General features: G+C 66.8%; 2 protein-coding genes and 1 pseudogene. 2 read left to right on the forward strand and 1 reads right to left on the reverse strand.

The annotated features are described in order from the left end of the window. Positions 1 to 653 precede the first annotated feature (653 nt). A complete protein-coding gene (locus ACFWIA_RS35010) occupies positions 654 to 1,181 on the reverse strand; it encodes an EF-hand domain-containing protein (RefSeq protein WP_387011318.1) in 528 nt (175 codons plus the stop codon). Positions 1,182 to 2,165: 984 nt separating this feature from the next. Between ACFWIA_RS35010 and ACFWIA_RS35015 the strand changes: the two genes are divergently transcribed. Further along, entirely contained in the window at positions 2,166 to 2,405 is a 240-nt protein-coding gene (locus ACFWIA_RS35015; RefSeq protein ID WP_387011319.1) for a hypothetical protein, read from the forward strand. 38 nt (positions 2,406 to 2,443) lie between these two features. After that, positions 2,444 to 3,261 (forward strand): annotated as a pseudogene (locus ACFWIA_RS35020) (IS5 family transposase). Positions 3,262 to 3,367: the final 106 nt, after the last annotated feature.

The raw sequence follows: 3,367 nt of genomic DNA on the forward strand, positions 1-3,367 counted from the left end.
CCGTCACATCAAAACGCGCCACACGCGAGTTCTACCAGCCCCACCCAGCACACCACCGAGCCTTGAAGAGATCCGAACTTCGAACAGTTCCTAGTGCGCCCGGCTGCGCCGGGCCGGAGGCGCGGCCTTCGGTCGAGTACTGCTCGACGCGTTCGGCGTGCGAATCCATGCCGTAGTGGAGCCCAACCGGCCCGCACAGAACTCGCGACCGCCACGGCCGCCCTGGTCGCGTGACTGTCAGTGCGCACTGTCGCGGGCGTCTTGGTCCGGAAGCCCCACACCATGCAGCGGCTTTGCCTGAACTTCCTGGTGCCGGCCGGCGGGCGCCCCGGCACCGCCTCCGGCAGTCCGTTCCCCAGATCGTCCCCCGTTCCGAGCGAGGGGGTGCGGACGAACTCCTCGCGACCACGGCGGCTGCGAACGGGAGTACCGCGACAGCGTCGCTGGCCTCCTTTCCGGTGCGGATCGTCCTCCGAGGACAGCACCGAGCGGGCGGATACGCTCAGGTGGGGGGCCTGGGGGTTTGCGGACGGGTGCGTCTCCAGGCCCGGGTAGACACGTACGGCATGGAAGGTTCTGAGCTGAGGCTCTTCGTGCCGAGCATTCCACTCGGTTGCGACACACCAGGTCACTTCCCCCGGCCGCCAACGAGGTCACTTGAGAGGCGGTCCGATGAGCTGATCAGTGATGTGCCGCCCCCGGCCCGTGTAGAAGCCGGTGATGACGTGGCCCCAGAACGTCGTGGAGAGTTGCCCACCTTCCAGGGACCGGAAGTCCGCGAAGGCTGCCTCGCTGTTGGCGCGGGGGAACCCAACGGCCGTCATGATCGCCGAGAACGCGTCGTGTCCCACCCAGCCGTCGTCGTCGCCGTCGGCCAGAGCCACCAGGGCTCGGATGTACGGGCGCACGTACTGTTCGAACGTTTCCTGCTGGTGGACCACTGCCACGTACTCGTCGAAGTCCACGACCCCGTCGTTGTTGCTGTCGGCTTGATCACTCAGCCCCTGCCAGTACGCCAGGTGAGCCTCCCGGACGGCTGCGGCCTTGCGTGTGCTCTCCTCAACCCCGCTCGCCGCGATCACCCGCTCGGCCAGCGTCTCGAAGTCGCTGCGCTCCAGCACACCGTTTCCATCAGCGTCCAGCAGAGCGAAGCGGAAACGGAGGCGATCCTCAGAGTCCATGACGTACCCCCACATCAATCGAGACTGAATCACTGCCAGAATGCCGCTCCCTCCGTAACGGCGCTCCCCCGTCCGCGCGGAATGCCCCAAACGGATGAAGGCCGCGCGGACCTCGGCCGAGCCCCCCTCAGACCGCGTACCAGGGCCTCTGTTCCGTGGTTGGCCCGTTTGGACCGCCCTGCGGTGAACACGCCCCTGTGGCGGGGCGCCGCTGACCATCGTCCGGGGCATCGAGAACCAGAAGCGGCCCACCTGACCCACACCCCGCAGGCGCAGTGCCGTCGCGCGGGCCTGTTTCCTGAGCGGGAGGTCGACGTCAAGCTGCTGACTGAACGTGGCCAGTTGTCGGCAGCAGTCTGCGCTGTGGGTCCGTTCGGGGGACTTTCAACCTGCTGAGGCCCAGCGGAGTCGACGGGCCCTCGCGGTCGGATCGGTCCGACCGCGCCTCCACGACTAGGTCCCGTCCTGCTCATGGGCCTCCCCCCATCCGTCGAGGTCGGTGACGTCCCCGGCGGGCGGCAAACGGCGCCGACCATGGCGACCTGACGGGTTCAGCCTGCATTGCGGGGGGGGGATCTCGGGAATCCACAGTCGATAGCCTCCAGAGGAGCTGAGCTTGCCCTTGAGTTGGCGGTGACGTCACCTGGGTAGAGAGCTAGCCAGTACCAGTCCTGCGGAGTTCACCCCAACGGAGCAAGCCCCGCACTCGGGCGCGTACGACCGGCCTTCCGTGAAGCCGGCGGGGGAACCGCGTCAGGCCCGGGACCACGAAGCGCGATTGCCCTCGGTGGCCTGTCCCCTCCTCGCTCCACCCCCCGCTTACTCCCGGCTCCCCCGGAAGGCTCCGAGCTCATAAGCACGCTGTTGAGAGAACAACTGATCGGTACCTGGGCTCTCACCGACACGAGCGTGTCCTGGCGCGGCCGGCCGGCACATGTCCATGCCCGGGGTGTGCTCGTCTAAACCCCACGTAACGATGTCTCCGTGGTCCTGGAGGTCAGTCCCTCCCGGTCCGTCGCCGTTTGGAAGGCGATCGCCTACACCGGTGCCTTCCACCTCGACGGCGATGAGGTCGTCCACCGGATTACCAGCGGCACCTGGCCCTATGGCCGGGGCACGGAACTGCATCGCCGCGCTGTCGTCCTGCCGGGGAGGTTGTTGCGCCTCGTACCGATCGGCAAGGCGAACTCCGTGGAACTGACGCTCATCTGGCGCAAGAACTAAGACCGTGTCCTACGTGGTGAGGCGTCGTTGAACCGCTCATGGGGCGGGGTACGTGGAGTTGGATTGTTCCGGACGGGTTGTGGGAGATCGCCAAGCCGCTGATCCCGCCCTCGCGGGTCCGGCCGCAGGGCGGAGGGACACAAGACACTCCTGATGAGACGCTGTTCGCCGCGATCATCTACGTCCTGGTCTCCGGCTGCGCCTGGCGGTCGCTGCCGCCCTGTTTCGGGATATCGAAGTCGACCGCTCACCGTCGGTTCGTGATCTGGTCCCGGGCCGGCGTCTGGGGCCGCCTGCACGAGGAGATCCTCCGCCGCCTCGACGACGCCGGCCTCATCGACGTCTCCCGCGCCGTCCTCGACTCCGCCCACATGAGGGCGAAGAACGGGGCGAACTCACAGGTCCGAGCCCCGTGGACCGGGGCAAGCCGGGTTCAAAGATGCACGTCCTGTCGGACGCGAACGGACTGCCCCTCCTCGTCGGCGTCTCGGCCGCCAACACCCACGACAGCCAGGGCCTGAAGCCCATGGTCATGGGTCTCCACACGAGACACGACCCCCACCGCAGCCGTCACCTCAAGCCCCAGCGCCTGCACGCCGACAAGGCCTACGACATACCTGAACTGCGGAAATGACTCTGCGGCAAACACATCGGCGTCCGCATCGCCCGCAAAGGCATCGAGTCGTCACAACGACTCGGGCGTCGCCGTTGGGTGATCGAGCGGACCATGTCCTGGCTGACCGGATACCGCCGACTCAACCACCGCTACGAGCGTTATCCCCGCAACTACCTGGCATTTCTCGGACTCGCCGCAGCCATCTGCTGCTACAAACGACTCATCCGCCTCACCACGTAGGACACGGTCTAAGAACTCCTAACGAAATGATCTTCGAGGTGGTTGGATCACTCGGGGAACGTTGATCCGGGGGTGTGGGGTGGCTCGGCCGAGGCCGTGGGATGTC

It is taken from the genome of Streptomyces sp. NPDC127068, from assembly GCF_042724695.1.
GTDB lineage: Bacteria > Actinomycetota > Actinomycetes > Streptomycetales > Streptomycetaceae > Streptomyces.